The sequence below is a fragment of the Bradyrhizobium sp. Mp19 genome, from assembly GCF_029952935.1.
In the GTDB taxonomy this organism is placed as follows: Bacteria; Pseudomonadota; Alphaproteobacteria; order Rhizobiales; family Xanthobacteraceae; genus Bradyrhizobium; species Bradyrhizobium elkanii.
On sequence record NZ_JASAUT010000071.1, the window covers coordinates 14,085 to 39,231 of the forward strand.

The following is a 25,147-nucleotide window of genomic DNA, read 5'->3' on the forward strand; positions in this document are numbered from 1 at the left end:
GTTTTGTTCAGTGAAGTTGAGGAAGCGGATGGATTTCGAACCCGCGCAGTTGCAGTGCCGGAATCAGATATGCCAGCGCCCTCACCGTCTGTTCACGCGAGGTACTGTCGATGCACGACGCCTCCTCGCCGGGCGGATATCCGTCGTGCAGGAGCACAATTGCTCCCGGGCGAACAGCCGCCAGCACTGACTTCACGATGCTATCAACCCCAGGACGCGACCAATCTCTCGGATCGACCGACCAGTGCACAGCAGCGAGGCCAGCCTTGGCCGACGTAGCAAGCACGTCTTCGGTCCATATGCCGTAGGGTGCCCGCATGTGCCGGGGCAACGCTTGTGGGCATGCCAATCGGATTGCCCTGCTCGCCGTTAGCACCTCATCATGTATCTCCGCTGCTTCGCATCTGGACAGATCGGGATGCGTCATCGTGTGGTTCGCAACCTCGTGCCCCTCGGCGATCATTCGTCGAATGAGTTCAGGTTGGTCGGCCGCGTACGTGCCGATAACGAAGAAAGTCGCGGGGACCCGATGTTGCGTCAGGACATCGAGGACGAGCGGCGTGCAAAATGGATTGGGCCCATCATCGAAGGTCAAGTAGACCGAACGACTTCCGCTAACGTCGCCGTAGTTGCACCGCACCGCAGATAGGGGGATGAGTTCATTCACAGCTCGGGCCCGTTCCGATCGATAATTGTTCCCGCCGGCCACTCGCCCATTGAGCGTCCAACTGGGAACACCACCACGAGCACGTCTTCGATGCGGATCGGCGACAAATTGGGGTAGACATCTGCCTGGGTGGAGCGGACGCGAATGCCTGGCATGAGGGTTGCCAACCCTCGCCTTCCGACCAGTCTGGTCAGATGCTTCTCAAGTGCGGGCCGGACCGTACCAAAGCCGAACGGCACCCCAAGCTCCTGCAGCGCAGGATACATCACGCGCATTGAGTGGCTAATTCCAAGCCCCTCAAGATCTGGACGGACGGCATACAATCCCAGTTCGGCCACGAGAAGATCAACGCCGCCAATCTTGATGAAGCGGCGCAGTAAGCCAATATGAGCAGCGACGCCGTGCGCGTCGTAACCGATTACGCGCATTTCAGGTCTTGCGCCGGCCCAACTTCGAATACCCTCGAATGGCTGTGCATTGAATGCACCAGTCGGCCCATAGCTCTTACGAAAGAAATCGGCGAGCTCGGCATGATCGGCGAGCTGCAGCTCGCTTTCCCAGCGAAGGCTCCACTGGACCTGAGTGCGCGCGGAAGGCTCTTCCGCAGACGGCGACACGGCAATATTCATGGCGGACTTCCCTGCGCCAGTAGGGATGAGAGCGGATATAGTCACGTAAGACACTCGCTATTCGCCGAACCGCTGATCAATCTGGAATGTGTTGGCATGCGGCATCCGCGCTCGACTATTCTCGCCAGGTCGCCCGAGAGTTGACTGAATCGGAGTGGCGCCATCGTTGGCGGCGAGACGATGGCGCAGCTCGCACGTGTCGTTCCAGCAATGCCATGGTCGACATATGCCCGGACATCCCAATGAGGCGATCGGGTTGTGCAGACTCCATCTGCATCCTGGGAGAGCTCCGTCGCGCCCAAGATCGCGATCGGCATTACCCTCTCTGAGGGCTGCCCATCGGTGTGTGAAAGCTCATCGAGGACACACGCGGCGGGCACTAGATCAACTTCGGTCTTATGCATCTTCGACTCGCCTTGTATTGCGATGGACAGGCGCGCCATTTGGCCAGTCGCCGGAAGTATTCGGCATCTGCGATCTGCGCACGCTGCTTGGTCGCGACACTAAGGTGAGGCTGAGCACGCCCTCAAGTGTACGCGGGTAAACCGCCGATATGGAAAGGGATGGAACGCGCATACGAAGGTTTATCGAGGCCTGCCTAGCGTCGCATCGCGTGAGAGTCGCACCTATAACAGGCGCAACGCGCGTGCGGCAGAGATAGCCACTTCGCACACGGATTCGGCAGATCCTCGCACGTCCAGGATTTCTTCTCGGAGCCCGCGTACGACCAATAGCCATCGTGGCATACCTAATTCATTTTCCAAACTGATGTTTGCTATCCAACAATCCGCAGTTTGGTAAAATCGATTGTTTCGATAGAACACATCCACACGATGGATAGACTCACGACATGCGGTTCAAGGGACTTGATCTAAACCTTCTCGTTGCGCTCGATGCTCTAATGACGGAGCGCAACCTCACAGCGGCGGCGCGCCAAATTAACCTGAGCCAGCCCGCCATGAGCGCTGCGATCGCGCGGCTGCGCAGCTACTTTCGCGATGAATTGTTTACGATGAGAGGTCGCGAGCTCGTCCCGACACCCGGCGCGGAGGCGCTTGCGGGTCCGGTTCGCGAGGCCCTGCTGCACATCCAACTCTCGATCATTTCTCGGGATGCGTTCGACCCGACCCTGTCGAGCCGACGCTTCAGGGTCATTCTCTCCGATTTCATGACAATCGTGTTTTTTCGGAGAATTGTTGATCGTATCGCACAGGAGGCGCCTGCGGTGCGCTTCGAATTGCTGCCATTTTCCGATGAACCCGGTGAGCTGCTTCGCCGCGGCGAAGTGGATTTTCTCATTTTGCCGGAATTGTTCATGTCGAGCGCGCATCCTAAGGCGACGCTATTCGATGAGACCCTCGTATGCGTGGGATGCCGCACGAACAAGCAGCTATTGCGACCACTTACATTCGAGAAATACAATTCAATGGGGCACGTCACCGCCAAGTTCGGACGGGCGCTGAGGCCCAACCTCGAGGAGTGGTTCTTGCTCGAGCACGGCTTGAAAAGGCGCATCGAGGTCGTTGTGCAGGGCTTTAGCCTGATTCCGCCCATATTGTTCGACACGGGCCGCATAGGAACAATGCCCTTACGTCTAGCCAGACACTTCGAAAAGTGGATGCCCCTGCGGATCGTCGAGCCACCACTCCCACTGCCCACTTTTACCGAGGCCGTGCAGTGGCCTGCGTTCCACAATACCGATCCGGCGAGCATTTGGATGCGGCGGATATTGTTGGAGGAGGCGTCCAACATGGGATCTGCAGATCGGAAACTACCAACGCGCAGGCGCTGCTAGGTCCACCACAAGCTGCTCCGGCAGATGCAAATATCCCACTCATCATTCGACGTGTCTGCCTTGTCATTTTAGCTTCCCGGACGGCCATGCTGCAAAACGCACGCGCGAGCCGGCCCGGGATTGTGAACGATTGCCGGCCCGTGCGCCTAACGATCCCGCAAACCGTGTAGTGCGCCTGTACTGCACGCGAGGTCCGACGCCATCGCGGAAGGACGCGAGCTTTCGAGTACGATGGTATTTGGCGAAGCGAATTAAATCGCTTGAACCTGACACTGCGTCAGGTTGTAATTTGCCTCCTGACCAATGCTGCGCAGGCGGACGTCAACGGGTCACATCGCGTGAACTCCTGGCTATGGCAGGATAGGCACTAAGGCTGGTTTGCCAATGGCGGCTCGACTAAGTCGAGTTGCGAGAGTGCCGGGAATCGACGAGATCGATCAGGTTGGCGCTCCCGACGGCTCGAGCCGCAGGTCGTCGTCCCCGAGCGCACTGCGTGCCATTCTGCGATGCTCCGCGAGCTTCTTCGCAATCGCACGAGAGGAACTGAGTTGATTCGCGCGAGCCAATGACACCGCTTCAGATGCAGCCGTTGTCGCTCATGGTATGCACTGTAAAAGACGAGCGCGTCGGATAATGAGATATGCGTTTCAACGGCCTTGATCTGAATCTTCTCGTCGCCCTTGACGCCCTAATGACTGAGCGCAGCCTTACCGCAGCTGCACGCAAGATTAACCTCAGTCAGCCGGCCATGAGCGCAGCCGTTGCCCGGCTGCGTTCCTATTTCCGTGATGAGCTGTTTGCGATGAGAGGCCGGAAACTTGTCCCGACGTCACGCGCGGAGGGGCTGGCGGCACCCGTTCGTGAGGCTCTGATGCACATCGAGCTCTCCATTATCGCGCGCGACGCATTCGACCCGGCGCAATCGAATCGGCGGTTCAGGATCGGCCTTTGCGATTTTATAACGATCGTATTCTTCCGACATGTCGCCGAGCGTGTCGCGCGCGAAGCTCCTGCCGTCAGCTTCGAACTGGTAGCGCTCGCCGATGAGCACGATGAACTTCTCCGGCGCGGCGAGCTTGATTTCATTATCCTCCCGGAACCATTCATGTCCAGCGCGCACCCGCGGATAGCCCTGTTCGAGGAAAGGCTCGTGTGTGTAGGCTGCGGCACGAACGGCGAGCTACGGCGACGGCTTACATTTGATCGATACATGACGATGGGCCATGTTGCGGTTAAGCTCGGAGTTGCGCGCATGCCTCCCATCGAGGAGTCGTTTCTACTTGATCGCGGCCTGAACCGACGCATCGACATCCTCGTGCACAGCTACGGCATGATCCCGCCCATGCTGATGGGCACGAGCCGGATAGGAACCATGCCTTTAAGGCTCGTTAAGCATTTCGAAACAACGATGCCCCTTCGGATCGCCGAGCTTCCGCGGCCGTTCCCAACATTTACCGAAGCGGTCCAATGGCCTGTCCTTCAGAACAGCGATCCGGAAAGCATCTGGATGCGAGAGATATTGTTGCAGGAGGCGGCTCGCATGACCTCTACGAGTGATGATTGCTCCATGAGCTACGCTTCGGAGCAAGCGGACACTGAAGGACGCCTGACGAGCGTTGCCTCGCGACTATCGTGACTCCTCTCAAGGACGTGCACGCCTCCTATATCCCGCTGCATGTCTCTACAGCCACACTTTAGACTTCTCCTGCTCTAACTCACGTCCAGCGTCTTCGCTGCCGACGGCTATCATGACGTTGCCGCGGGATTTGCAAATTGGCATGCCGCCCGACGTCAGGTGGCAGTTCAAGTCACCTATTGAGTTGTTTCAGAGGGGCCACACGTCAGAAGCGCCGCACCAAGCGCTCGATACATCGCGCGGGCCAGGCCCCGCCCTTGAGCGCGGCCTCACGTAGCGGCATGAGCAAGATCAACTCGGGGCTCGCGCCATCCGCGCTCAGAACCAGTCGTGCTCCGAATGCGCGGAGTCGATTCCTCCGCCGAGCCGCACATGACGCGCGGCCAGCCCGCCGAGCGATTGTACAGATGACGGGAATCGCTCGTGCTATTTTGCAAGACACCGCGCGCCTGTGTTGCCTTGTCGCATCACCTTAAGGCGCCATGCATCTTCCTCGCTCCGCGCCGCTGATCTGACTTCTTTTGGCCCTATCGCGGCCAAACGTCTTGACGACGTGCGCCGCCTTGGCGCAATGACAAACAAGGAGCCGACCGTTGGAACAGTACAGCGGCGTATTCGATCCGGAAGAACTATCTGTCTTAGGAAGCCTGTTTGATGGCGCAATCAATGCGTTACCGCCGTCGATGCGAACGCCTGAAAATCGGACCGCAGTCGCCAAACTCATCTTGGATAGTACAGAGAGCGGCGCGTCCAGGCTGGCATGCCTGATGAACTTGTTGATCATCATTTCACCTAAGGGTTGATCGCCAACCATTCTGAGGATAGTCACCATCTCTTACGCTGGAATGGAAGACGATCCAGCTAGAGCTTTGAAATAGCTTGAATCATACGTGACGTCAGGTTGTAGGCTTTGAAATTGAACAACATGAGCAAAGCTACACCACGAAGGCGTCGATGGCGCATTGGCGAACTTGCAGAGGCGACCGGAGTGACGGTACGCACGCTGCATCATTATGAACATACCGGGCTCTTGGCCGCATCGGAGCGCACAGACGGCGGTCACCGGATGTACGATCGTGAAAGCGTCCAACGAGTTCATCAGATTCGCGCGTTACGTGAGCTTGGCTTCTCCCTTCACGAGATACGTAAGGCAATGGAGGGCACTACCTCACTCATTGACCTGCTGCGCAAACATTTGGAGCGGATCGAACTTCAAGTCGCTCGAGCGACCCTGTTGCGAGATCGTTTACGCGACATGACGACAGGCAGTGAGATCCAGGTAAGTGTAGATGAGCTGCCTGCAACCTTGGATGCGATGTCTAAGGTCCAGACGCGTAGTCAGACGTCCCGATGTACGTGCAAATTGGCTATAGAGCGCGAGGAGCGGTGGAGGCGAATCCGCGACGAACTGCGTGATTGCATGGATCGGGGCGAACACCCTTGCGGTGAGCGAGCGAAAGCTGTGGCGGTTGCAGCGCGGCTGCTGATCAGCGAAATCGCCGGAGCCGATTCGCGCGTTTCAACGATCCTGAAGGTCCTTGCGCGGTTGAGTGCCCCTCGCAGTCTGGCCGGTTGGGATCCTACTCTTATGCAGTATCTCGACCTCGCCCTTGCGGGGCTGGAGGATCAGCCGTACTGACGGCCTGGGCGCAGGGATGCGCAGGATCTCGCTGATCATTCCGCCGAGACCACGGTTTATTAGTTTCTCACAAAGGGACTTGAACCGCACGTAACGTCAAATTGTAGGCTCTATCATGGTCGCGGCGTAGCCAAGCTGACGCGCACGACTTCGCTTGGCAGAAGCGACCACATCAGGCTTGGAAGCAAATCGAGCCGCCGGCGCTGGCGGTTCACTTCAGGTGAGCATTGGAGCCCTACAATGTTGGGTCGGCGTTACGTTTTAGCTGCCAGTGCAGCACTGCTCTTCTGCGCCGTCGGCCCGACTACGCGCGCCTCCGACGTCAATATTGCCGTAGCTGGTCCTATGAGCGGAAGCAGCGCGGCGTTTGGCGCACAAATGCGCAATGGAGCGGCGGCCGCCGTCGAGGCTTTGAACGCGTCGGGCATACTTCCCGATACCAAGCTGATATTGACCGTCGTCGATGACGCTTGCGACCCCAAGCAAGCCGTCGCAGTTGCGAATAAACTCACAACCGAGCGCGTCCGGCTAGTCGTTGGTCACTTTTGTTCTTCTTCGTCGATTCCGGCCTCTGACGTCTACGATGAAGCAGGCATCATTCAAATGTCACCTGGCTCGACAAGTCCTCAACTGACAGAACGTGGCCTTAAGACGGTGTTTCGGATTTGCGGCCGTGACGACCAACAGGGTCTCGTTGCAGCTGAGTACATTCACGCAAATCACCATAACGAGACGATCGCAGTGCTCGACGACAAGAGCACGGCGGGTAAGGGCATTGCCGACGTGGTTGCGGCACAGCTGCAGAAATCCGGCGAGCACGTCATTCGAAAAAGCTACATAGCCGGTGAAAAGGATTACGCAGCACTGGTCTCAAGAATGAAGAAGGACGGCGTGCGGGTCGCCTATATCGGCGGCTATCATACCGAAATTGGACTGATCGTACGCCAGGCGTCAGAAGCAGGTGCCGGCCTCATCGTCATGGCAAACGATCCACTGATGACCTCTGAATTCTGGGCCATTACCAGCAGTGCAGGAAATGGCACATTGTTCACCTTCATGGCCGACCCCGTCAAGAATGCCAAAGCGGCCGGCATCGTGGCCAGACTCAGCGCTGCCAATCTGTCTGCCGAAGGATACACGCTTTACGCCTATGCAGCAGTCCAAGCATGGGCAGAGGCGGTAAAGCGGGCCAGCTCTTTCGATGCTCGACGAGTGGCCAGCGCACTTCGTTCGTGGCCGATCGATACCGTGATAGGCCCAATACTGTTTGATTTTAAAGGAGACAACGCGGCTCCTGGATTTCTCGTTTACCGCTGGCGTGACGGGCATGTTGAAGCCGTCAAGCAGAACTGATCGGGGACGACGAGCAACCTCCCACAATTCAGCCAGTGATACAGAGAATGAAACGCCCTCACGACCTTGGTGCGGCCCTACTGGCGTGCACTCTTATACTCGCGGTTTTCGGAGCATTTTTGGCGTTCGCTGCAGCGCTGGCAGAGCTGCCTGACGTCGATCCACTGGGGGATGAGTTGCGTCCGATGATAAACAAGTAGTGCTTGTGCAAACCCTCAGTATCGCACGACCACCTTGGCAGGCATGTCTTGATCAGACCGATGGTCGCTCTTTTTGGTTCACCGGCTCCTCCTCAAGTAGGCCTCTATGCCGTCTGCAACGGCTCGGCGACATCACGAAGTGCCGGTGGTTTCTTCCCACAACGTAGCCATGGAACTCAATTTGCATCAGCAATTTGCGTCATCGAGCCGGCATACCGACAGATGCACATGCGCGCTGCACTCTATGAGCAGGCGCGCCCCGTGCGAGGTCCTGCGAACAGCACACGGCAAGACGGCCAATTGGCGTTCCGACCGAACAGCTCTCCTCGTGACTTGCGTTGCCATCAATGGGCCCCCATTCCCGCTGTCCGCCGCCTTACTGGAAGGCTCGTTACCGTCCTGGCACGGCAATGCCGACATGCGAGGAAAAGCTCCACCTTGGAGCGAACCGCCGTCAGGCCGGCCGCCGCGACATGCCAATGGGCTGGCTACACACGAGCCAGAACATTCTCGACATCAATGTGATCGGCCATGCCATCGGCGTGCGCATCTTTGGGCGCCGTTATGCCTTCGCGAACAACCTTCGGCCTGTCGGGCCTGAAAGGCAGGAAGTTGCAGCCGACTTCGCTGAACTTGACCCTTCTGGAGTACCCTCCGACCCAAGCGTCGTGCTGGCGCGCGGCAGCTGACCTCCTATTGGCAATTTGCTCTGGCCGGAGTGCAAGTCCTCCCCCAAGAAGGGCGGACAGATGAAGCGACCGAGATTCACGGAAGAGCACATTATCGCGATATTGAGGGAGCATGAGGCCGGCGCGAAAGCGGCCGATCTAGCTCGTAGGCACAGGATCTCTGAGGCGGCAATCTACAATTGGAAAGCCAAGTTTGGCGGCATGGACGTTCCTGCGGCCAAGCGATTGAGGGCCCTGGAAGAGGAGAACGTGAAGCTAAAGATGCTTCTGGTGGAGCACATGCTCGGTGTGACGGCCCTTCGCGAGCTCCTGTCAAAGTAGTGATCAGACCGCCATTTGCAGATTCTCATGACCCAATCGCATCGTGCAAGCTCGGTGCCTGCACCCAACGAGAGAAGTCAAAAGCGGTCAAATAGCGAACGAGCCGTCTTTGAGACAGACGACATCAGGCAACCGGGACTTCTGTTCCACAAACGGAGATGATCAAGTGAAAAACAGCCCTCCTCCAAGACTAACGTGCGGCATTTTCGACCATTTGGACGACGACGGTCGCGATGTCGCGCGACAATACGAAGATCGCCTCAAGTTGGCGGAAGTGTGTGATTCTCTGGGATTTTACGCTTATCACCTAGCCGAGCATCACTGCACACCACATGGCAGAGGGCCGTCGCCGAATCTGTTTTTATCGAGCGTCGCGCAGCGTACCCAGAGACTGCGCGTTGGTCCGCTGGTCCTGTTGCTCAACCTCTATCATCCTTTGCGCGCGTTCGAAGAGATCTGCATGCTTGACCAATTGAGCGGCGGCAGGCTCGAGCTCGGTATCGGACGTGGCTCCCTGCCGACCGAATGGGGCTATTTCGGCGTCAGCGCGGACGCGGCGCCAGAGCGTTATGAGGAAGCCAGCGAAATCCTAAATGCCGCGCTTAAGGGGCATACGCTATCCTATCACGGACGATTTTTTGAGCTGAGCGAGATACCTTTGACCATGAAGCCTCATCAGCATCCATGTCCGCCGACCTGGATCACGAGCAGCCGGACCGAGTCGGCGGAATGGGCCGCTGAAAATGGCGCCAATCTGGCGTGCCAAGGCCGCTCCTCAGCTGTCCGAAACATTACGAATGCGTTCCGCTCGCATCGGGCGGGCATGACGGACGCGGACGATCGGGAGCCGTTTCTTGGTCTGCTCCGCATGGTCGTGATTGCGCAGTCTGACCGAGACGCCCATGCAGCAGCGGAAACCGCTTATCAGCGATGGCTCGAGAGCTTTAGATTCGTATACGAGCTGAACGCCATTCCGACACCACCTACCCTGCCGCTGACCTTCGATGCAGCGCTCGAGAACGAATTGTGCGTCGTCGGAACACCAGCTTCCGCCCGACAGCTCCTTCTTAACCAGATGGAGGAAGCGGGCGCCAACTACCTACTTTGCCAGCTTGCATTCGGGAACCTCCCGCTGGAAACTTCTCTATACACCGCAACCACAATCAGATCCGAGATCATCGCCGGACAATGACTATCCGATTTTGGCACCTCAGAGAGGCAGCGCGTCGCGACCTCCATCTATGATTGGATGTCCCGAAGTCGCTTATCTAGGACCTCCTGCCTTATTCAGCAGGAGGTCCAAAGACCGATGAGGACTGACTCGCCCCGATGACCATCGTGCAGGCCTCTCGGCCGACGTCGTCGGCGGTGACGTGAACTGATTTGGAGAGCGGCGGCATGTCAAGCCAACGTTGTTCATATGCTGCTGGCCTCATGCGTCTTCCAGAGCGGATCCCCCGATCGCGCGCGCTATCCGCGAGCTGGATGCATCCCATCAAAACTTTCGATTTTACCGTTCTTAACCAAATACCCCATAGTCAATCGCCGATTTTCGGAAAGCAGCCCTTCACGAACCACGTGTGACAATGAACCCAGTTTGCTTTGAGCGTCGTCGCCGGGCATCTCCAGCCGCGCGTGCCTGCATCACCAATGAGACTACCCCATCCTGCAAATCGCGGCACGTGCTGCGCACCCATAGTCGGATGGCGCATCGCAACGTCCCACGCGCCATCTACCGCGTAGTCGCCGACCTAATTGTCGTCATGCTAAAGGCGTTCCAGGAGATTGGCTCTCACGCACTCTTATCGGCTGGGGTCCATGCGTGCGCCGGCTAGGCCTCTGACAAGCGAACTGGGCCCTCGGCCAAGGCGAACCGGACCCCCACATCATCGTGGTCGGCGATTCTCACTCGCTCACACCCTCAGCGCTACTCGGCGCTGGCCGCCTTCACCTGCTTTCTGCAAACTTGCACCGCGGTCATCTCATTCTATGCGCTGTTCGCGACTGACTGCGCGTGTGCACAGCCTTCTGCAGCGGCAATTCGTTCTCGTCACGCGCCTGCAGCCCCGCGAACGCGACAAACGACGCACCTCTTTACTTAGCCTAGGCCTGCTCTTAATTACTCTGGAGAAACACCGTGGAACTCGATCCTTCCAATTCGCGTATACAGGACCTGAAGCACCGCATCGACCTGCAACTGGGCATCGTTGCCGCCCTCATCGGTGAAGAAGGCAACGAACTCGAAGCGGTCCGGCTGCTTAACGCACTCACAAACGAAATGATAAATGCGGAGCTTGCGCTCGGTCAGCTCGGCGATGCGAGGACCAACGGCTACACTAGCGACGGGCAAACAGCGCGAATGTCGGCGGACCGCGGCATCTATCATCCAGAAGACCTTCAGGCCTTGGGCCGGCTTTTCGATCAAACAGTGGCAGCTTTACCTGAGGCTCTGCGTACGCCTGCCAACCGAATTAAGATCGCCAAACTGATTCTGTCGCGTGCAGCGGAGTGACGTTCGATTCGGTGTACTCCGGCCGTTGAGGACGCGATGAAACGCCATTCATAGCTGGGCTTACGCCGCGCTGCGGTTTTGCGCGCCCAGCACCGCAGCAAGGCTCAAGATTCAATGGGCTTATGTCTCGCGAGCGAGCCGCTTCCGTTGCCCTGTCATATTGCAACCTCCGGCATCACAGCGGGGTTTGAAAGGACGCCATCGCGCCGGGGAGGTCATCATCGACTCTCATCTCAGCTGGACTTTCTTGTATCAAGTACATCGTATCTATAATGACTTATATTCCGCAGCTAAGCGAATGAATGCGAAGCAACGTATGTGGCGACGCAGAGGCATGGTTGTCTCGTTCGGTACGTTTTCCTCAATGGTTCGGCGCTTGTGTTGCGGCAGCACCTCTTACATCCCGCAACGCACTACATTCCACGGCTCCTTGCAGGACAACACCAACCAGATCATCGCAATTACCCCGCATCTCGTCACCGCCTTCTCTACTGCACTCCCACTTGACGCAAAACGTCACACCACGCGGCCATGCGAACGGGTCAAACAACAGAAAGACGGGCGCGCCGTCGATCATGTTAGAACGCCGACAAACACTGTCCAGACTGCGTCACGCGCTTAGGCGGTGAATCGTACAAAACGGTCAATACTGGGGTTCAAACGCTTCGTATTTCGAGGTTACGAATGTGGTGAAAGGTCAGCTCGTCCGCTAGCACCGTCGCGCCGACCCAATCTGGCCCGCTCTTCTAGTTTCTTGGATTAGCCACCACCACCGACCGCAAGCAATTTGGGCAATTCGGCATGAAAGCGCGCGATAACGCACGCCCGCCTTCGAGTGATACAGAATCATTGAACTGAATTTGATACTACGACGTTCGGTCATCCGCGCTTCAATAAGCGTCTGTATAAATCTGATCGTAGCGTCGACAGTGGCTCGATGCGTGAGCGCGCCTACGGACCCGATCTCTTGCTTGCTTGATAGGCCACCGGCACTCGATGCTTCGACAACGCGACCTCTTCGTATTCAAGATATCGATTGGAGTTTGAGATGGATCAGATCTCATCCGAGCAGATGCAGGCGCCCGAAATTCTCGTGAGCGCCGCGTTTGACAAGGCGTGGCGCTTTGTCGAGAAGGATCCGCTGCTGGCACATAATCACAAGACAGTACTTCATAGCCGATTGCGAGCTTCCCTGGAATCTTCGATAAGGAACGGCGAACGGAATACCTTGCATCTGGCGAACGAGGCGATACGAAAATTACGCGCAGAATTGACAGCCTCGACCAAGGCAGCAAGATTACTCACACTTCCGCGGCAATAACGATCAGCTATGTCACTGCTCTCCGCAATCTTAAGTCGCAGATTAGCATTCTCGATACATGGTTGTCGCATTATTTTTCCACCACTATTTTGCCCGAACCGCTTCTGAACTAATGCAGCGGGTACAAAGCGCCAAGCGCTGGGCAAGTCAGCTAAGGGTCAGAGTAAGCGACGACGAGGCAGGATAAGCTCGTTACCCCTTAACGTGACACTGTGCATACGAAGATTCTACTCATGCCCTAAACTCGGGACGCGCTTGGACAACTTCAGCGTAATGCCTCGTTAGGCGCTGCCGCATCCGCAAGCGCGAAGCAAATTAGCTACTAGAAGCAGGCAAGCCGCATCGACCTTTTTGGCTCCTCCGCGGGCGCACAGAGACCGTTGAGAAGCGTGCAAGAGTTACTATCGGCGGTATTGACCTTCGCTCATGGTGCGTGCCTATCGGCTAAGAGCATCTTGGTCGGGCTGTGCATGGCGATGAATGCGCGCCCAACAATCTGACGCAGCGTTCGATTCGACCCGTTTCTTGCAAAACAATGTTGTGCTGCAGTTACAGCAATTCGCGGCGATGTTGTTAAGACGCACAGCGCCGGGGGGCATCGAAAGGAACAACACTCGAATGAAGAATTTGCTGATTCTGACTGCATGCATCGGCGCACTCGGTGCGGCCGCTCCCGCATTTGGCGCGGACTTCGCCGGGCAGCCCCTCAACGTCAAAGCGCCTCCGCTGCCGGTTGCCCCCCCAGTTACCGACTGGACCGGCTACTATATCGGTATCAATGGGGGCTGGGGATCGAGCCATAATTGCTGGGATTTCAATGGCGTCACTCCCGAGGGCTGCCATAATTCGGCTGGAGCCACCGTCGGTGGTCAGATTGGCTATCGTTGGCAGATCTTCAATACAGTCTATGGCATCGAAGGTCAGGGCAACTGGGCCGATTTCAACGGCTCCAATGTCAGCACCGCCTTCCCGGCAGACGTCATTGGCACCAAGACGGATGCGTTCGGCTTGCTAACCGGTCACATCGGTTACGCGTTCAATGCCGTTCTGTTGTACGCTAAGGGCGGTGCTGCGGTGACCAGCAACACCTATCACATCAATTCAGTGACTACCGGAGCCGGGATTTCCAGGAACGACGATGTGCGTTGGGGTGGTGCGCTGGGCGCAGGGGTCGAAGTCAGCCTCACGCCGAGTTGGTCGGCTGGCGTTGAGTATGACCATTTGTTCATGCAGGGCAGCAGCGTGCTCTTCCCAACATCCGGCGGCGATCGCGTCCACCAGGACGTCGATCTCATCTCGGCACGGCTCAATTACAAGTTCAGCCCGGCGTTTGGCAGATAGTGATATCCACGCCAGCGGCGTCGAATCGAGATCCCCGACCGTCGGTCGGGGTTCTTTCTTCAAGTTCCTTTGACCAACAAGCACCCCCTGCCGGCCTTTTCCAAACACCAGTCGTCCCAGCTGGCTCATAGGCTGGATAAAACGCATCGCCGTGCTCCAACACTCGTTGAGGAGCTCCGATCCGACGCGACGAGGGGTTGCAATCGCTTGCCTCAACGGAAGCGCGAGCAACAATTAACCGTTGGCGCCAGCTCCAATTCGAGTGAGCAATTCAAAAAACATTGAGGCGAATCGCAATAGCGACTGCCTGGATCCGGGTGGTCGCACCCAACTTTCGCATCGCGTTTTTGATATGAAAATTGACGGTATTCAAGCTGATTTCCAAGATCACCCCAATTTCCCATGACGATTTTCCCTCCGCCACCCACCGCATGCAAGTGATCTCCCGCTGCGACAGGGTCACTTTCTTCTCTCCGCCATTATTGCAAGGACGTGCGATCTCGCCATGGGCGGTATGAAAGAGCGAAGCCAATGCGTTGAGATGGCCGATGCGGTCCTGAGGATCAACATCGTCGGATGGAGATGCAAACGACACCACCGATACACGGCCCAGCGGCCCAAACAACGGCACGCTCATACCATGCTTCAAGCCGGCCTCCCTGGCCTCGTCCAGTACGCGTCTCTCGTCTGGCTGAAGTTCATAGTGGTTCGCGAGTTGATCCCACAAAAACGGCCGCAACAGCATCGGCGTCCGCCGAACCACCGGATCGATGGTGTGATACTTGTGTTTGAAGTATCGCTCGCACCAATCTGGTGGCCACTTCACGGCCACGGTTGGGGGTGGATATTCCGCCAGGCGAAGTGGCTCAACGAAGTTGAGGGCGCCATAAGCAACCTCACCGAACCCCTCTTCGGTGGCGCAGTTTACGAGGAGCTCGAACAGCGCTCTGAGCGAATGCGTCTGTTTTGCGCATTCAGTGAAGCTAAAACGATCCATGATCGGCGGCTGAGGACGCCGATCATGGTCGGTGTCGCTGCGTTCGATTGCGCTTGTTTCAGGCGGAGCCAAGTTGGATTCCACGGCCTGAACCTCCCGGGTTTGCTCTACGAGAAGTCTGGAGCGCCCGCATGCTGCCAGACGCCATTTCCGAATTCGGGGCTCTGCCGGCCACTGCGGCGGCGTGATCGTCTTCGTCAAACAACCGAGGCGCCGCTGCTATCCTGTGTCTTAAGCCGAACAACGCGACGCAACCGTAGCGCCGATGCCCATCCAATGTGATCTAACCGGCTCCCCTGTGACGCGCTGGTAATCTAGGAATCGCCGCTGGGCCGGCCACCTTGATTGGTCCGCGCTCTCGATCTCTGACGCACATGCGGAGCGCGCGGATTTGAGGAAATCCGACTGTCCTAACGGTTCAGCCGGCGATACGAACCAAACAGCACGACCGGTTGCGGCGTCAGCATAGGTCAGATTGGCTCGTGCGAAACCCAGGTCCGGTGCGAATGAAGCTTCGCTGCATGTCAAGGTCGAGCACGAGCAGACTATAGGCACTGAGCTTCCCGAACGAGGTGAGCTAGGGTACGCCGACCCGCTGGCGGGCGCCGGCTCCCCACTGCGTGGTGTCACCGTCGATGCTCTGCTTGCCGGCGAAGGTGATAGTGGCGTCATTTTTCCTCCCCCTCTTGCGAATTCGCATCGCCAGCCCTTGGCCGATCCTGGGCCCCTCCGCGGCGTCGAGGACGCGATCGATAATCAACATGCAGCAGAAACCCCAAGAGGTAACGACCTAGCATTAATGCGTGGTCTCTGAGGGGCGTGCAGGTCCGGCGCGAATAAATCGAAGGGGCGAATAGAAGTGGCGCCAACGATGCAACGAGAGACACGCGATGTCGCGAGAGCTCCTTGACGCAGAGGACACGTTGCATGTGCATCTCCAGAAGGGAGAGGACTTGGGATCGGACCAGCAAGTGTCATACCAGTTTTTGTGTTTGCACAATCATTCGTGGAAGCAAGGGCTTGGCAAACGGGCGGTTCCAGTACATGGCGTATTGAAGCAATCGTGACATCGGAAGGAAACGCGACAGCACCATTTGCGCGAGCCGCGGCACCAATTGATCCAGATCAAAAAAAGAATGCCGTTTTCGCGACGGCAGCCCCTCCAACGCGTCGATATCCCAAGCGCAGCGAACTTCTGGCCTGAAAGCACGGAGGCTGGCCGATCAGAGATCGACGACAAACACGGGTCCGATCACCGGCAACCGACCTTGCATGTGTAACGGCTCGGAATGCCCGTGGACGTCAGGCGAGGTCGGGAGTACTGCCTACCCGACATGCGTTGTCCATCCACCTGCAAGAGTCTTGGGCAGTCCAGTCAACTACCCAACTTGACAATTGATGGAGACGATCGACACATGGCAATCGTCATGCAATTTGGGTTGAGGATCGGTCCGGCAGCGCATTCTGACTAAACTCGGAATTCAAAGCAACAACCCCGCGGGAAAGACAATTGCACCTCGCCTCGGGAGGGCATCCTTGATGCGGTTCGCAACCAAGGCGAAGCGCGTCGCCAAAACCGGTGAAGTATGTTTTCTCTGGTCCTGGCGATCATCTCACTGCTCTATACGACCGTTGGCCAGGCGGGTGGTACTGCATTTCTGGCGCTAATGGCTTTTGCTGCTCTGCCATCGACAGAGATGCGCCCGACGGCGCTTGGTCTCAACATTGTTGTCGCGACTTACGCTACATGGGTCTTCAACCGCAACAAAGTCGTCGACTGGATAATGCTGCGTCCGCTTCTGCTCTCATCGATGCCGGCGGCGTTTGCCGGTGGCCTTATGGTGCTCGGAGAAGACATTTATAAGACGCTGACCGGGGTCGTCATTCTACTGGCAGGAGCCGTGATGATCGTGCGGCGTGGAGGCGCCGCCGATCGCATTTGCGAAAATCCGATCTGGGGAACGGTGGGCATTGGAGCGGCGATTGGCCTGGTTTCCGGCCTGACCGGCGTCGGCGGCGGGGTGTTCCTCGCCCCGACGCTCATCGCCCTGAATTGGGCGTCGCCGAAGCAGAGCGCCGCGCTGTCGCCCCCATTTATTCTGGCTAATTCCACAATCGGCTTCGTTGGAGCTCTTCTCGCTGGTCAATTTCCGTCTTCGTATTTCTGGCTTTACGCAGTCGCCGCGCTGGGGGGTGCCGTCGCAGGCACGATGATCGGCCTGAAATGGATGAGCCAGACAACTGCCAGGTTCATTCTCGTGGCGGTTCTATTCGTTGCCGGTATCCAATTGGTTTGCGCATGATCGCGCAGCTGAAGCGCGACCAATGAAGACCTGATCTGGATAATCTTACGAAGATTGATAACTGTAAAAGCAAGCGCAAAAGCAAGCGACATAAAGCGCTAGGCGGACAGAAACGCATCGTCAGATAGCGATCGCGTGAGAAGTTGGTCGGACTCGGATCCGGGATTAGCAAAACCTGACACTTGGTTGTGAATTGGTGAGCTGCCTGTATTGGCGATGGGACGTCGCCGAGCCAAGGCGCCCCGACGCACTTTGCCGGGGTTGGAAGTGCGCCGGGTCCGCCCCAACATCATCAGTACATCCGTGACGATGCTTGCGGCAATGAGACAAGCAGCGTGGCGGAAATGAGGCCTGTCCATTTTTTTGGGCGTGGCGTCTAAAATGCTTTCTGCGTGGCTCCAAGAGCCTTGAATCTCACGTAGCGTCAGGTTGTATGATCTCGCGCTTGTCGCGCCTCATCTAATGAGCAACTTCTTATCCATGGTATCTCCAACGGACACGTCCTGCTCATGGCATCTATCCGAGAGCTGCCGCCTATAGCGAAGGAAGGTGAGCGATGAGAAGCCGCTCCACCCGGACCTGCGCGGGATGTCGCTTGCCTCGCGGTGATGGGTCGAGATGGTGGATCACATCCACGCTCGCAGCGCAGCCTTCGGCCCTGGATACCTCTCGCCACGTCAGTCCCTAGGCCGTGATATCGAGAACGGAATTCCGATTTCGACTTAGTTCGGACCAGTTGACATAACTCAAAGACACAGGAGGGCGCATCGGCCAGCTTCGCGGCTGTATAAGCATGGGAAGCCAAGCCTTGCAGACCGCACTCCTGAACAAATATTGCGATGCTCGCCTGCCTTGGTACACCATCTACCCAACTGTACCGGATTTCTCCACGACAATCGGCGCCAGGACCTGTCAGACTTGGTTGAACCGGCTGCCGCCCGACGAACCCGTATCGCTCTATATCCACGTTCCGTTCTGCCGGTCGATCTGCTGGTACTGCGGGTTTCCTACAAGCCTCACGCGCAGCGAACGGCCGATTCGCAATTACTTGACGTCGCTGCGGGAAGAGATTCGTTTGGTTGCGGAGCGACTGCCGCGCGCCTTGCCCGTCAACGACGTGCATTTCGGCGGCGGAACGCCAACCAGCATTGCGGCGGTCGATTTCCTAGCTCTGATGGAGCTATTACGCCGCTATTTTGCCTTCAGCACGTCCGCTAGCGTCGCCATCGAGATCGACCCGCGCGCGCTCACGACCGAGATGGCGCAAAGCTTAGGGGCAGCCGGGGTCAGCCGCGCGAGCATTGGTGTGCAAAGCTTCGACACCAAGGTTCAAAGGGCGGTCAACCGCATTCAGAGCGAAACGCAGACGGCTTCTGCTGTCGAAAGTCTTCGCCAGCAGGGAATAAGCCGCATCAACTTTGACCTGCTTTTTGGACTGCCGCACCAGACGGTGCAGTCCTGTGTGAACTCGGCAAGGACGGCCGCGGCCATGCGACCCGACCGGCTTGCGGTCTTCGGTTATGCCCATGTGCCCTCCTATATGAAACGTCAGCGCCAGATCGATGAGACGGCACTGCCGGACAATGTTGCCCGCGTCGAGCAAGCTGCGGCCATGGCGAACACGCTGGTGTCTGCCGGCTACCGCCAAATCGGGCTCGACCATTTCGCCTTGCCGGACGACGAACTCACGCTGGCACAAGAAGCTGGACGGCTACGCCGCAACTCGCTGGGTTATTCGGCAGATACCTGCAAGACCGTGATCGGCCTTGGTCCGTCAGCCATCGGCCGTCTCGGTGACGGGTACGTCCAGAACGCGGCCGAAACCGCTACTTATAGCCGGCATATCAGAGCTGGCCGTCTGGCAACATCGAAGGGCTGCTGTCTCACTGAGGAAGATCGGCTGCGGGCTGCGATTATCGAGCGCCTGATGTGCGATCTGGAGGCCGACGTGCCGGCACTCTGTGCTGCCCATGGAGTTGATCCGATTGGGTTTCTCGATTCAGCCGACCGCTTGGAAATGCTCTCCGAGGACGGCATAGTGGAGATCCAGGACGGCTTCATCCGCGTCAAGCACGAGCACCGTTTTGTCGTGCGCGCTGTCGCTGCGGCATTCGACGCTCATCTCGACCGCACACCCTACTAAGCCACGGATCCGAGCACGGTTTCGATGCATCAACGCTGCTTGCGGACGAATGATCGAAACAAGTCCGCCGTGAAGAACGCCGACGAGCGCTGATTTAAGCGATGTTTTGAGCCGGGACAGTTTCGGCGAAGGCCCGGATGATGGCCCGCAAGAGTTCTGCGAGCCATCGCAGGAGCAGGCCGAAGTTGTAGCCGGCCGCTGCGAGGACGGCGTTGATACGGTCGCCGACGCGGCCTTTGAGATAGTTGCGGTCCATGCGGTGCTCGGCCTTGACGTGACCGATGACGGGCTCGACAGCCGCACGACGCTTCATCTCGCGCCGGATGGAAGCCGTGACGCGGCGAACCTGACCTGAGATCCAGACCCTGAGCCGGTGCGGGTGGTTGTGGCCGCGGTACCCTTTGTCGACATGGATGCGGCGAGCCTCCACGCCGGTGAACTTCTCCATGTCGGCGACCACGGGGCCGAGCGTGTGGCCGTCGAAGGGATTGCCGTGCAGCGCCTTGGCATGGAGCACGAACTGTCCACCCTTCGGGGACGTCACGGGGGTGGCGATACTGACCTTGCAGCCGAACTCGTAAGGCGCGCGGGCTTTGCCCTTGCCGATGCACTCGACCTCCGGCGCATGCAACGCATAGACCTTGGGGCCGCGCTGATGCTGATCCTGGCTGCGCACCCGCTGCGCCAGATCGAGCAGCGGGCCGAAGCGCGCTTCCAGCGCCGCATCGCCATCAATCTTGCGGCGGATATCGCGGATGATCCGGCCAAGCCGCGTCCGCAGGAACCTGAGTTGGCGCCGGGCGCGCTTGAACTGATGCGCGTGGGTATAGCGGCCGACCATGATGGCGGCGCGCTTCGCCAGGCGCAGATAGCTCTGGCGCAGCGGCACACGGTTGCGCTTGGCAAGCCCGACGAGCTTGGTGATGGCCCGATGCATCAGCCGCGCGTCGGTCGGATGCGCAACGGCCTTGGGCTGCACCGTGGTACCGACCACCACCCGCTCCAGATCCTGGGGACCGATGGCGCCAGTCTTGTGTGCCACCGACAGACTTTCCTGGATCAGCGCGACGAGCTGCTCCTCGCCGAGCCGCTGGCGCCAGCGCGTCATCGACGATCGATCGAACGGCAGCCGGTGGCAGAAGCTCAACTCGCCGCAGAAGTATTGATAATAGGGGTTCTCGATCCAAGTCGGAGGCCAAGCGGTCTTAGGAAGACAAATATGTCTGGCAACTCCTTGGCTCACAGAACGACATGGCTACGATCCGACTTCAGGCTGCCCTGGGCCGGTTTGGCACACCGAACCAAAGCGGTCATCCAGAAACTTCCAGTCGATCAGCGCCGGGCCAACCGCACCAGCGGGTGGCCCATGTCGATGATTTGATCGAGCGCCGGAAGCAACAGGTCTTTTTGGCGATCATCTCGCGGTTTGCTCATCGCCGTCCCCAATGCCGATGACCAGCCGTCAGGGAATCACGAATCGCTCGAAAGCAAAATCCAAAAATGCAAGAAACCGCGGCCCAACACCCCGCTTTCCTGCAAATCGAATACTTTATCGAGACAACTTCTGCCTATCTCTCAGGCCGATCTGCATTCTTCACGGACGACAAACAAGCGGCCGGAATGCTGTCGGCTGCCTTGATGCGGATCACCTCGGCGAGCGTGACCTTGGTGACGACGTTGCGTTCGTAGGCTTCGGCTATCTATCGCAACAAGCCACTTTGCGAAACGTACGGCTGACCTCAGTGAGTGCGGCTAAAGGCCTCGGCCACGCCTGTAACAGCCTTAACATATCAAGGCCTGCCCCTCTTCTGTCCTGTGATCACTGGCGCACCTCCGACGGAAACGGGGCCTTGTGGGTTGGACCGCTCTACGCGCTTCTCGGCGCGCTTCTTGGTCGGGCTCGAAGCAGCTTGTGGGGGCGACGAAGAAATGGCGGAGGGAGCAGAAGTGACAGCTGCTGGATTCTGCAAGGAATCAATCCGCGAAGCCAGCACCGTGATCTGATCTAAGATCCCCTTGAGGTCCTTCCGCTGCGCATCGATGTACCGGTTAAGCTCTGCGATATCCTCGCTCACCTTCTCCTGCGCCCAACGTATCTCGGTTAGGGATATTCTGTCCTGCGCCGACAGGCCCACCGCCGCATCTGCGTGCCCGGCTGCCGACGTCTCGACAAACCCCGCGAGGCTGCCGCCAAAATGGGCTGCTGCCGCACACAAGCCGACGAGGACGAGAAACACCAAACCGCAGCGAATTCGCCCTGACGAGCCGTATAAGAGCGGCCGCAAGTCTGAGGCGGCCGCCTGGTCAACCATCTCCATCGTTCCTTGCCCGACTTCCCCGTTTCGATAGACTTCTTGGTTGACGCGAGAGCTCGCGATGCTCACGCATCCCAGCGAGCCGCGGCCGCCCCAAAAACATTCTTCAACTCGCCGACCATTTGCTCCCTTGGCTCCAATGAAGCGGCCCGTCTTGACCAAGGCAAAGCGAACACCCTACGGGGAACTCCTGCATTATAGGGCTGGCGGTAGCACTAGTTCTCATCTTCCTCGGCCATGGTGCAGCATTTTCGCATCATTCAGGATAACGTTGCAGATTCTGCACCCTGCCGACGCCTGATGCGAGCCGGCCGCTATTTCCTTCAAAGTCGGACTCTCGGTTTCCGTGCTGCCGAGGCTGGCAACTTCGCGGCCAGGCGCTACGAAAAAGGCGCCACAGCTGGCGCTCGAGCCACCATGCCATTGGAGCGGCAAGTGTTGAGCATGGCCAACTACCAATCCTGGCAGGTTGATCGAGACGACGGACGCATGGCAAGCGTGGCCCACGAACGTTACGGGATCATAGCTAGGCACTCGAAATGCACCGCAGATTTGTCCGTGCCAATGCAGCGGACGGAATTAGCAACTTCTCGCCCACAGCCCTTAAAGCAGCTCGAAACCTGCTTCCCCCGCTGTTCTGGGCCACCATCGTGGACGTTGTGACGCGATCGCTGCGCGAACAAATTCCAAGGCTCTGTGGAAATCGCGGTCGTCGACGATCGCTTCGTCCTTGGCGGACCACGATACCAGGACAGCTTCACGAAGCCACGGCTCCGCTTTGGCAGGCATTGCATCCCCGTGGCTGCCACTTCGTCGAGAAAGGCACTTCGAGCAAGATGCTCGGCACGGCCGCAATCCTCTACCTCATAGTGGAGCAAGGTCGAGGTTCGAAATGTCTTGGCGGCTTGGACAGCTGCGGCTCCGCGCGCTCGCGGCCAACGGTTCTCGCTCAGCCAGCAAGCGTTGCTCACTCTCGGCAAATCCGGCCTGACGCACACGCAAGGTGCAGACCAGATCATGCTCGCGCTTACGGGTGACCAAGTCGCCAGGTCTAGTGAATCTCGCTGGGATAGACGTCCTGCCCATGAGGCGTCGTCCTCTTGTCCCCAGACGCCACGGCTCGGGAGGTCCGTTCTGGACTAGAGAGGCCGACTTTCAATCCATTCATGGCTCGCAAAACAAGGATGCGAAGTAGACTGTGCGTGATTGCTTTGTTGCGGCGACGACGCCTCGGACATCTTCGGCTATCGCAGCATTTGCCTGCAGTTTGCGATCAAGCGAGCCGCAACGGCGACTTGCCGTTGCGCTTTCGCTCGCGGCTTGTTTGGTCGGCGCCCCCGTTTCGGCACAAACTGCCGACGAGCCTGTCCCCAGGAGCAACGCTGCGGACCAAGCCACCAAGAGAAGAACGTTAACGCCCCCGGATATGGCTACAAAGCTCCGGATCGGCGTGGTCAATCAGCCGATTCGACTTCATGCCTCGGCGTCGGCGTCAGCCCCCAACCTACCTCTCATAAAGCCCGGCAGCGCCGGTCGGGTTGCTCAGACGCAAACGCGAAAGACGATCGCCCCCTTCGCACGCTTTGATGCTTTCCGAGAAAAAGGGATTTGGCTCAACATACCCGGCCCTGCTGATACAATTGATCAGGACAAGCATGGCGTTAGATCCGTACTGGCAGACGTCGGCATTGGCTATATCGGCTGGACGCACAACACCTTTGCAAACAACCAGCTGCCGAATGCGACCAGAAGCAGCATCGCCAACCAACTCTATATGGGGCAGAATCCGACGTTTGCTACGACGAACTTCGTGATCGTCACTTATGATCTCAGCCGGTTTGGTATTCCCGATGGACAGATTGTCGTTGGAGCCGAGCAGCAATACTGGACATGGAAACGACCGGGACCGGATCGAGTAGGATTGAATACATTCGCCTACTATCAAACGTTCTTCGACAGAAAATTCGAACTCAAGCTTGGCTATCTCAGAAATGCGAATGAGTTCACCGGCACATTATTCGGAGGAATTTCAGGATCAAACATGTTTGCCCTTTTCCAAGCAGGGATGAGCACCAACGCCGCGCCAACGCCCGCCGCCAACCTGAAGTACAATTTTGATGATCACTTGTACAACAAAGTTTCCGTGCAGCGGTCAATCAGTCCAGATGGTCCCTATGCGCAGATAACCGAAAATCCTTCGGGTTTAAACTGGAGCACAGCCAATGCCGGCATTCTGTTCATTGATGAACTTGGCTACAAGAGCAAGGCCGCTCCTGGCGTTCCCGACACGTGGCTGCGGGCCGGCATTGCTTTGAACAGCAGCCGCTACAGGAATTTGGCAGATCCGGATCAACAAAGGGAGAGCGGGAATAACTTTCATTACATAGCTGCTGACAGGCAGCTCTGGCAGAGTGACGTTGAGGGGACGCCATCTCGCGGCATCTATGGCGGATTCTCCATCATGGGAGCTTCACCTGACCTAAACAGGATCGGCCAGTATTACGAGCTTCGTCTTTATGCAAAGGGACTGTTTGACAGCCGGCCCAGTGATTTGATTGCTCTGGTTGCCAACAACACGACCTGGAGCAGGTTTGCAGTGGATGCTGCCTTGGCCAAAGGGCAGCTTGCGCATCACGATACCACAGCCATCACGGGGACCTATACCGCGCATCTCGCTCCGGGGATATATGCAAGCCTCGGACTGTCCTACATTCACAACCCGATAAGCGTCATCCACACGCCTCAAACAGAGCACGCCCTCAATCTGTTGGTGTCTACGCTGATATTTTTCTAGATCAGTGAGGATGCCACCAATTCTGCTACCAAACTCTCGGTTCGAAACAATTGCGCGCAAAGTTCTGCCAGCGCGCCGGCGAGACGCTGTGAGAGGAGACGAACCAGGGGGCCTGCTATCTCATGATCTAAGAGCCTCCTGGCCGGATTTCGGCTACAGCTACTTATCCGCAGGCTGCCCCGCTCGACATAGGGCGCGGGGGTGAAGTTCCAAGAATGAGCTGAGACAGATAGGGAATGTCATGCACGGTTCGGCGCACCATTAGCGCGACGAGGACAATCGCAGCCCCTAGAATTCCCGCCACAGCCAACTTGGATGTGAGATCCAACGGCTCTGCGTACGGTATCGAATCCATGAGACGAAATGCCATGCCCTGAATCAGGTACAGCACCAGCGTGCTCTGTCCTATTTCCACGTGAGCGTCACGAGAGGAGCACTGGTGCCCGGGCTTGACTTGCGCGGAATGCTCTGGATAGCCCGGTCGGGATGATT

General features: G+C 57.8%; 19 protein-coding genes and 3 pseudogenes. 15 read left to right on the forward strand and 7 right to left on the reverse strand.

Annotated elements, in window-relative coordinates:
* Positions 1 to 7: 7 nt before the first annotated feature.
* Positions 8 to 667, reverse strand: coding sequence for a chitooligosaccharide deacetylase NodB (gene nodB / locus QJT82_RS39805; protein ID WP_016848466.1), 660 nt, complete (start codon positions 665 to 667; stop codon positions 8 to 10).
* On the reverse strand, positions 664 to 1,296 hold the full coding sequence (locus QJT82_RS39810) for a NodA family N-acyltransferase (protein WP_026192374.1): 633 nt from the start codon (positions 1,294 to 1,296) through the stop codon (positions 664 to 666). The genes nodB and QJT82_RS39810 overlap by 4 nt, the downstream gene beginning before the upstream one ends.
* An 850-nt stretch (positions 1,297 to 2,146) precedes the next feature.
* Here QJT82_RS39810 and nodD1 point away from each other — a divergent pair.
* From nodD1 to QJT82_RS39865, 11 genes and pseudogenes are all read left to right on the forward strand, one after another.
* The gene (gene nodD1, locus QJT82_RS39815; protein ID WP_016848464.1) at positions 2,147 to 3,091 is read left to right on the forward strand and encodes a transcriptional regulator NodD1; all 945 of its coding nucleotides are present in this window, start codon (positions 2,147 to 2,149) and stop codon (positions 3,089 to 3,091) included.
* Between the two features lie 640 nt (positions 3,092 to 3,731).
* Positions 3,732 to 4,727 (forward strand): transcriptional regulator NodD2, encoded by a 996-nt coding sequence (gene nodD2, locus QJT82_RS39820; protein ID WP_016848463.1) that lies wholly within the window; start codon positions 3,732 to 3,734, stop codon positions 4,725 to 4,727.
* 593 nt (positions 4,728 to 5,320) lie between these two features.
* Positions 5,321 to 5,530 carry a hypothetical protein gene (locus QJT82_RS39825; RefSeq protein ID WP_075968983.1) on the forward strand — a complete coding sequence of 70 codons (210 nt, stop codon included), beginning with the start codon at positions 5,321 to 5,323 and terminating at the stop codon, positions 5,528 to 5,530.
* Positions 5,531 to 5,652: 122 nt separating this feature from the next.
* Positions 5,653 to 6,366, forward strand: coding sequence for a MerR family transcriptional regulator (locus tag QJT82_RS39830; protein ID WP_026192373.1), 714 nt, complete (start codon positions 5,653 to 5,655; stop codon positions 6,364 to 6,366).
* 240 nt (positions 6,367 to 6,606) lie between these two features.
* Positions 6,607 to 7,719, forward strand: a complete 1,113-nt coding sequence (locus QJT82_RS39835; RefSeq protein WP_264641771.1) for a branched-chain amino acid ABC transporter substrate-binding protein — start codon at positions 6,607 to 6,609, stop codon at positions 7,717 to 7,719.
* A 679-nt stretch (positions 7,720 to 8,398) separates the two neighbouring features.
* Entirely contained in the window at positions 8,399 to 8,608 is a 210-nt protein-coding gene (locus tag QJT82_RS39840) for a hypothetical protein (protein WP_225164195.1), read from the forward strand.
* A 60-nt stretch (positions 8,609 to 8,668) separates the two neighbouring features.
* Positions 8,669 to 8,926 (forward strand): annotated as a pseudogene (locus tag QJT82_RS39845) (transposase); the annotation flags it as partial.
* Positions 8,927 to 9,095: 169 nt separating this feature from the next.
* On the forward strand, positions 9,096 to 10,121 hold the full coding sequence (locus QJT82_RS39850; RefSeq protein ID WP_028343891.1) for an LLM class flavin-dependent oxidoreductase: 1,026 nt from the start codon (positions 9,096 to 9,098) through the stop codon (positions 10,119 to 10,121).
* Positions 10,122 to 11,066: 945 nt separating this feature from the next.
* A complete protein-coding gene (locus tag QJT82_RS39855) occupies positions 11,067 to 11,441 on the forward strand; it encodes a hypothetical protein (protein WP_016840019.1) in 375 nt (124 codons plus the stop codon).
* Positions 11,442 to 12,489: 1,048 nt separating this feature from the next.
* On the forward strand, positions 12,490 to 12,762 hold the full coding sequence (locus QJT82_RS39860) for a hypothetical protein (protein WP_075968984.1): 273 nt from the start codon (positions 12,490 to 12,492) through the stop codon (positions 12,760 to 12,762).
* 618 nt (positions 12,763 to 13,380) lie between these two features.
* Positions 13,381 to 14,103: an outer membrane beta-barrel protein gene (locus QJT82_RS39865; protein WP_016840021.1), complete on the forward strand. Its 723-nt coding sequence runs from the start codon at positions 13,381 to 13,383 to the stop codon at positions 14,101 to 14,103.
* 271 nt (positions 14,104 to 14,374) lie between these two features.
* Here QJT82_RS39865 and QJT82_RS39870 read toward each other — a convergent pair whose 3' ends face one another.
* Together QJT82_RS39870 and QJT82_RS39875 are read right to left on the reverse strand one after the other, a co-directional pair.
* Positions 14,375 to 15,100 carry a LuxR family transcriptional regulator gene (locus QJT82_RS39870; protein WP_016840022.1) on the reverse strand — a complete coding sequence of 242 codons (726 nt, stop codon included), beginning with the start codon at positions 15,098 to 15,100 and terminating at the stop codon, positions 14,375 to 14,377.
* 577 nt (positions 15,101 to 15,677) lie between these two features.
* Positions 15,678 to 15,863, reverse strand: coding sequence for a hypothetical protein (locus QJT82_RS39875; RefSeq protein ID WP_028343890.1), 186 nt, complete (start codon positions 15,861 to 15,863; stop codon positions 15,678 to 15,680).
* A gap of 823 nt (positions 15,864 to 16,686) precedes the next feature.
* On the opposite strand from QJT82_RS39875, the gene QJT82_RS39880 reads away from it, so the two are divergent.
* Together QJT82_RS39880 and hemN are read left to right on the forward strand one after the other, a co-directional pair.
* Positions 16,687 to 17,403, forward strand: coding sequence for a sulfite exporter TauE/SafE family protein (locus tag QJT82_RS39880; protein WP_016840024.1), 717 nt, complete (start codon positions 16,687 to 16,689; stop codon positions 17,401 to 17,403).
* A gap of 808 nt (positions 17,404 to 18,211) precedes the next feature.
* The gene (gene hemN / locus QJT82_RS39885) at positions 18,212 to 19,546 is read left to right on the forward strand and encodes an oxygen-independent coproporphyrinogen III oxidase (RefSeq protein ID WP_026192370.1); all 1,335 of its coding nucleotides are present in this window, start codon (positions 18,212 to 18,214) and stop codon (positions 19,544 to 19,546) included.
* Positions 19,547 to 19,769: 223 nt separating this feature from the next.
* Here hemN and QJT82_RS39890 read toward each other — a convergent pair.
* A pseudogene (locus QJT82_RS39890) lies at positions 19,770 to 20,745 on the reverse strand (IS5 family transposase); the annotation flags it as partial.
* A 301-nt stretch (positions 20,746 to 21,046) separates the two neighbouring features.
* On the opposite strand from QJT82_RS39890, the gene QJT82_RS39895 reads away from it, so the two are divergent.
* On the forward strand, positions 21,047 to 21,235 hold the full coding sequence (locus QJT82_RS39895; RefSeq protein WP_028343889.1) for a hypothetical protein: 189 nt from the start codon (positions 21,047 to 21,049) through the stop codon (positions 21,233 to 21,235).
* Positions 21,236 to 21,336: 101 nt separating this feature from the next.
* Here the strand turns inward: QJT82_RS39895 and QJT82_RS39900 are convergent, their stop codons facing one another.
* Positions 21,337 to 21,858, reverse strand: a complete 522-nt coding sequence (locus QJT82_RS39900) for a hypothetical protein (RefSeq protein ID WP_233475513.1) — start codon at positions 21,856 to 21,858, stop codon at positions 21,337 to 21,339.
* Positions 21,859 to 23,287: 1,429 nt separating this feature from the next.
* Between QJT82_RS39900 and QJT82_RS39905 the strand changes: the two genes are divergently transcribed.
* Positions 23,288 to 24,655, forward strand: a complete 1,368-nt coding sequence (locus QJT82_RS39905) for a carbohydrate porin (protein WP_018270180.1) — start codon at positions 23,288 to 23,290, stop codon at positions 24,653 to 24,655.
* 163 nt (positions 24,656 to 24,818) lie between these two features.
* Here QJT82_RS39905 and QJT82_RS45665 read toward each other — a convergent pair.
* Positions 24,819 to 25,070, reverse strand: a pseudogene (locus tag QJT82_RS45665) (nodulation factor fucose acetyltransferase NolL); the annotation flags it as partial.
* Between the last annotated feature and the right edge of the window lie 77 nt (positions 25,071 to 25,147).

Excerpts from the sequence above, each read along its gene's own strand:
- QJT82_RS39810 (WP_026192374.1), bottom strand. The coding sequence starts at position 1,296 with ATGAATATTGCCGTGTCGCCGTCTGCGGAAGAGCCTTCCGCGCGCACT.
- nodD1 (WP_016848464.1), top strand. The coding sequence starts at position 2,147 with ATGCGGTTCAAGGGACTTGATCTAAACCTTCTCGTTGCGCTCGATGCT.
- nodD2 (WP_016848463.1), top strand. The coding sequence starts at position 3,732 with ATGCGTTTCAACGGCCTTGATCTGAATCTTCTCGTCGCCCTTGACGCC.
- QJT82_RS39830 (WP_026192373.1), top strand. The coding sequence starts at position 5,653 with ATGAGCAAAGCTACACCACGAAGGCGTCGATGGCGCATTGGCGAACTT.
- QJT82_RS39835 (WP_264641771.1), top strand. The coding sequence starts at position 6,607 with ATGTTGGGTCGGCGTTACGTTTTAGCTGCCAGTGCAGCACTGCTCTTC.
- QJT82_RS39840 (WP_225164195.1), top strand. The coding sequence starts at position 8,399 with ATGGGCTGGCTACACACGAGCCAGAACATTCTCGACATCAATGTGATC.
- QJT82_RS39860 (WP_075968984.1), top strand. The coding sequence starts at position 12,490 with ATGGATCAGATCTCATCCGAGCAGATGCAGGCGCCCGAAATTCTCGTG.
- QJT82_RS39865 (WP_016840021.1), top strand. The coding sequence starts at position 13,381 with ATGAAGAATTTGCTGATTCTGACTGCATGCATCGGCGCACTCGGTGCG.
- QJT82_RS39870 (WP_016840022.1), bottom strand. The coding sequence starts at position 15,100 with ATGGATCGTTTTAGCTTCACTGAATGCGCAAAACAGACGCATTCGCTC.
- QJT82_RS39875 (WP_028343890.1), bottom strand. The coding sequence starts at position 15,863 with ATGTTGATTATCGATCGCGTCCTCGACGCCGCGGAGGGGCCCAGGATC.
- QJT82_RS39880 (WP_016840024.1), top strand. The coding sequence starts at position 16,687 with ATGTTTTCTCTGGTCCTGGCGATCATCTCACTGCTCTATACGACCGTT.
- QJT82_RS39895 (WP_028343889.1), top strand. The coding sequence starts at position 21,047 with ATGCAAGAAACCGCGGCCCAACACCCCGCTTTCCTGCAAATCGAATAC.
- QJT82_RS39900 (WP_233475513.1), bottom strand. The coding sequence starts at position 21,858 with ATGGTTGACCAGGCGGCCGCCTCAGACTTGCGGCCGCTCTTATACGGC.
- QJT82_RS39905 (WP_018270180.1), top strand. The coding sequence starts at position 23,288 with ATGGCTACAAAGCTCCGGATCGGCGTGGTCAATCAGCCGATTCGACTT.